This window comes from Allobosea sp. P1_A7, from assembly GCF_056406775.1.
In genome coordinates, this window is sequence record NZ_JBFTZN010000483.1 from 1 (window position 1) to 2,409 (window position 2,409).

The 2,409-nt window shown below is 58.8% G+C and carries 5 protein-coding genes; 3 read left to right on the forward strand and 2 right to left on the reverse strand.

From position 1 onward, the window contains the following. Window positions 1-285 precede the first annotated feature (285 nt). Both AC1D34_RS36640 and AC1D34_RS36645 read left to right on the forward strand, forming a co-directional pair. On the forward strand, window positions 286-564 hold the full coding sequence (locus AC1D34_RS36640; protein ID WP_441493749.1) for a type II toxin-antitoxin system Phd/YefM family antitoxin: 279 nt from the start codon (window positions 286-288) through the stop codon (window positions 562-564). Beyond that, entirely contained in the window at window positions 561-896 is a 336-nt protein-coding gene (locus tag AC1D34_RS36645) for a type II toxin-antitoxin system RelE/ParE family toxin (RefSeq protein WP_476770631.1), read from the forward strand. Before AC1D34_RS36640 ends, AC1D34_RS36645 begins: the two co-directional genes overlap by 4 nt. A gap of 367 nt (window positions 897-1,263) precedes the next feature. Here AC1D34_RS36645 and AC1D34_RS36650 read toward each other — a convergent pair whose 3' ends face one another. Both AC1D34_RS36650 and AC1D34_RS36655 read right to left on the reverse strand, forming a co-directional pair. Further along, complete coding sequence (locus AC1D34_RS36650) at window positions 1,264-1,458, reverse strand: response regulator (RefSeq protein WP_441509212.1); 195 nt, start codon at window positions 1,456-1,458, stop codon at window positions 1,264-1,266. Window positions 1,459-1,561: 103 nt separating this feature from the next. Continuing rightward, window positions 1,562-1,780, reverse strand: coding sequence for an ATP-binding protein (locus AC1D34_RS36655; protein ID WP_441509147.1), 219 nt, complete (start codon window positions 1,778-1,780; stop codon window positions 1,562-1,564). Between the two features lie 218 nt (window positions 1,781-1,998). Between AC1D34_RS36655 and AC1D34_RS36660 the strand changes: the two genes are divergently transcribed. Continuing rightward, a complete protein-coding gene (locus AC1D34_RS36660; protein WP_441509148.1) occupies window positions 1,999-2,226 on the forward strand; it encodes a helix-turn-helix domain-containing protein in 228 nt (75 codons plus the stop codon). Window positions 2,227-2,409: the final 183 nt, after the last annotated feature.

Here is a 2,409-nt window from a genome sequence, read left to right on the forward strand (position 1 = left end):
GGATGACGCGGACAACATCAGGGCCAGCGCTTAGAAAAGTGCACCAAAAGGCCGAAGACATGACCGCTCCCACGATCCTCGCCGCGCCAAAGAAATCCCCTTGATCAAAGGGCGCCGTCCAGACATGACAACGCCGCGATGATCACTGCTGCTGGTGGGCTCCGTGCCGACGCTGACGATTGACTGGACGATCGCGAACACCGGAAGGCACCAGCCGCTACGCCACAGTTGCACGGCGCTAACGTCCGGACTATATTCGAACCGAATTTAGTCCGGGAGGCTCCTTTGCGGTATTCTGCCCAAGTCAAACCGATCAGCTATCTGAAGGCCAACGCAGCCGACATCCTCCTCAACCTCACCGAAAGGCGAGAGCCTCTGGTGATCACGCAGAATGGCGAGGCCAGGGCGGTGCTCCAGGACGTTGCCTCCTTTGAACAGACGCAAGAGACGCTCGCGCTGTTGAAGCTGCTTGCCATCGGCAATCAGGATGTCGATGCAGGCAAGACCAAGCCGGCTCGCGCTGTCGTCGAAAGACTGCGCGGAAAAGCGGCGGATCGTCGATGAAGGAGGGCCTCTTTGAGGTCGAGCTGACGCAAGGCGCGGAGGATGATCTCGAAGCCATTCACTACTACCTGGCTGAACACCGTTCAATGGAAGCGGCTGAGTGCTTGCTCGATGCGTTCATTGAAAGGATCTCCACACTGGAGCGTTACCCGGAACGGGGCAGCTTCCCCAAGGAACTTGAGGCGTTAGGTGTTCGGGAATTCCGGCAGATTCTGCTCGATCCGTATCGCCTAATCTACCGCGTAATTGGCAGCAAAGTCGTCATCTTCGTCATCGCTGACGGCCGCCGCGACATGCAGGCTTTGCTTGAACGCCGCCTACTTGGCCGGTGATCACGAACCTGCTCCCAGGTTCTCGATCGCTGTTGCGCTGAGCGCGAACGGACGAGTTGGAGCCGGGGCCAGCATCTCGGCCCGGGAACGCTCATCTAAAACCATCAATCGAGCTACACCGCAGCCAAGTAGCCGATGAGCCGCTATCGAAGGGGCGTCTAGACGCAGAACACATCCACACCGCGCATTGCGCGCACGGATCCCGGYATTGGTGCGCAAATCTAATCGTCACTGCGAAATGCACGGCGTACATCCAGAGAAGTCCTCTGACCTGGATCGGCATTTCGCTAGTTTCTCGCCAGCATTTCGCCGATCTTCCGTCCGAGCTTTTCCAGGCCGAAGGGCTTGGTGATCATATCCATGCGGGTCAGCCAGAAAGTCGGTTGCGGTTGACCGCATTGGCTGCATAGCCGGTGATGAATAGCCCCTTGAGATCCGGCATCTGGCCTTGCGCAATCTCTGCAAGCTGACGACCGTTCATCCCGGGAAGTCCGACATCGGAGATCAACAGGTCGATATGCGGGTTTGCCCTCAGCGATTCGATCGCGGCGACGCGCTGCACGGGCGTTGCATGCGGACAGTGATGCGGGGCTGATCTGCGGTCGTGAATCCTGCGCTCGCCGCGCTGCCGATGCCGGCGAAGCCAAGACAGCTAGGCCCGTTCCCTAGCCGATCGGTTTCGTCGTGAAGAACGGATCGAAAGCCTTTTCAATCACGTCCGCGAACATGCCGACATCGGTGTCGCGCACTGTGATCGCAACAAAATCTTGGCTCCCGTGAATAGGCAGCCCGGCGACTTCACCCGGCGCAAGGGTCAGGTTCTGTGCTTCGATAGTGAGCCTTCCGGCATAGCGCTTATTTATTCCACGGAACAGAGGGCGCAAGTCAGTGCAATCCCAAGTCGGGTGAAGTCGTCACTGCCCAAGTAAGTTGATGCAGTTAGCGATTAGACTTGCGCCCTGCGGGCGCGCAGAGGGCGGAGAGCGCCGAACCCAACGTTGTCCCGAGCCCACTCACAATATCGATTTACCGCTTCTTAACCACGGCGGGCGCCATTCTAAGGGGTCCAGAAGAGTTGGGGGGCTCGAAAAGGACCGTGACCATGCAACTGCTCGATGGTGAGCGACCCGTCGTAGATCAGTTCGTCGGCCTGCCAGTAGCCTTTGTCGAACGCCAACTGATCCTAGCCACGCTCCGGGAAACCGGCGGCAACCGCACCCACGCCACCTCGCTACTCGGCATCGCCATCCGCACGCTGCGAAACAAAATAACTTCGTACGCAGCGGACGGCTACACCGTGCCGGAACCTGCGCATACAGAAGCACAATGAGCCCCCGATGTCCGTTGCCTCATTGAATGGCGTCGCCGCAGCAAATCTGGTCTCCTCAGCAACAATGGCCGGCCTACTGCGCTGCCTGGTGCAGAAAGGCCTATTGGAAGCAGCCGACGTCAGGGAGATTTACGAAATTGCCCTTCTCATTCTTGAACAGCAGCAAGGAGCGGTGCCGGTAGC

What these genes read in the sequence shown, in the direction of transcription:
- AC1D34_RS36645 (WP_476770631.1), top strand. Translation starts at nt 561, where the DNA reads ATGAAGGAGGGCCTCTTTGAGGTCGAGCTGACGCAAGGCGCGGAGGAT.
- AC1D34_RS36660 (WP_441509148.1), top strand. Translation starts at nt 1,999, where the DNA reads ATGCAACTGCTCGATGGTGAGCGACCCGTCGTAGATCAGTTCGTCGGC.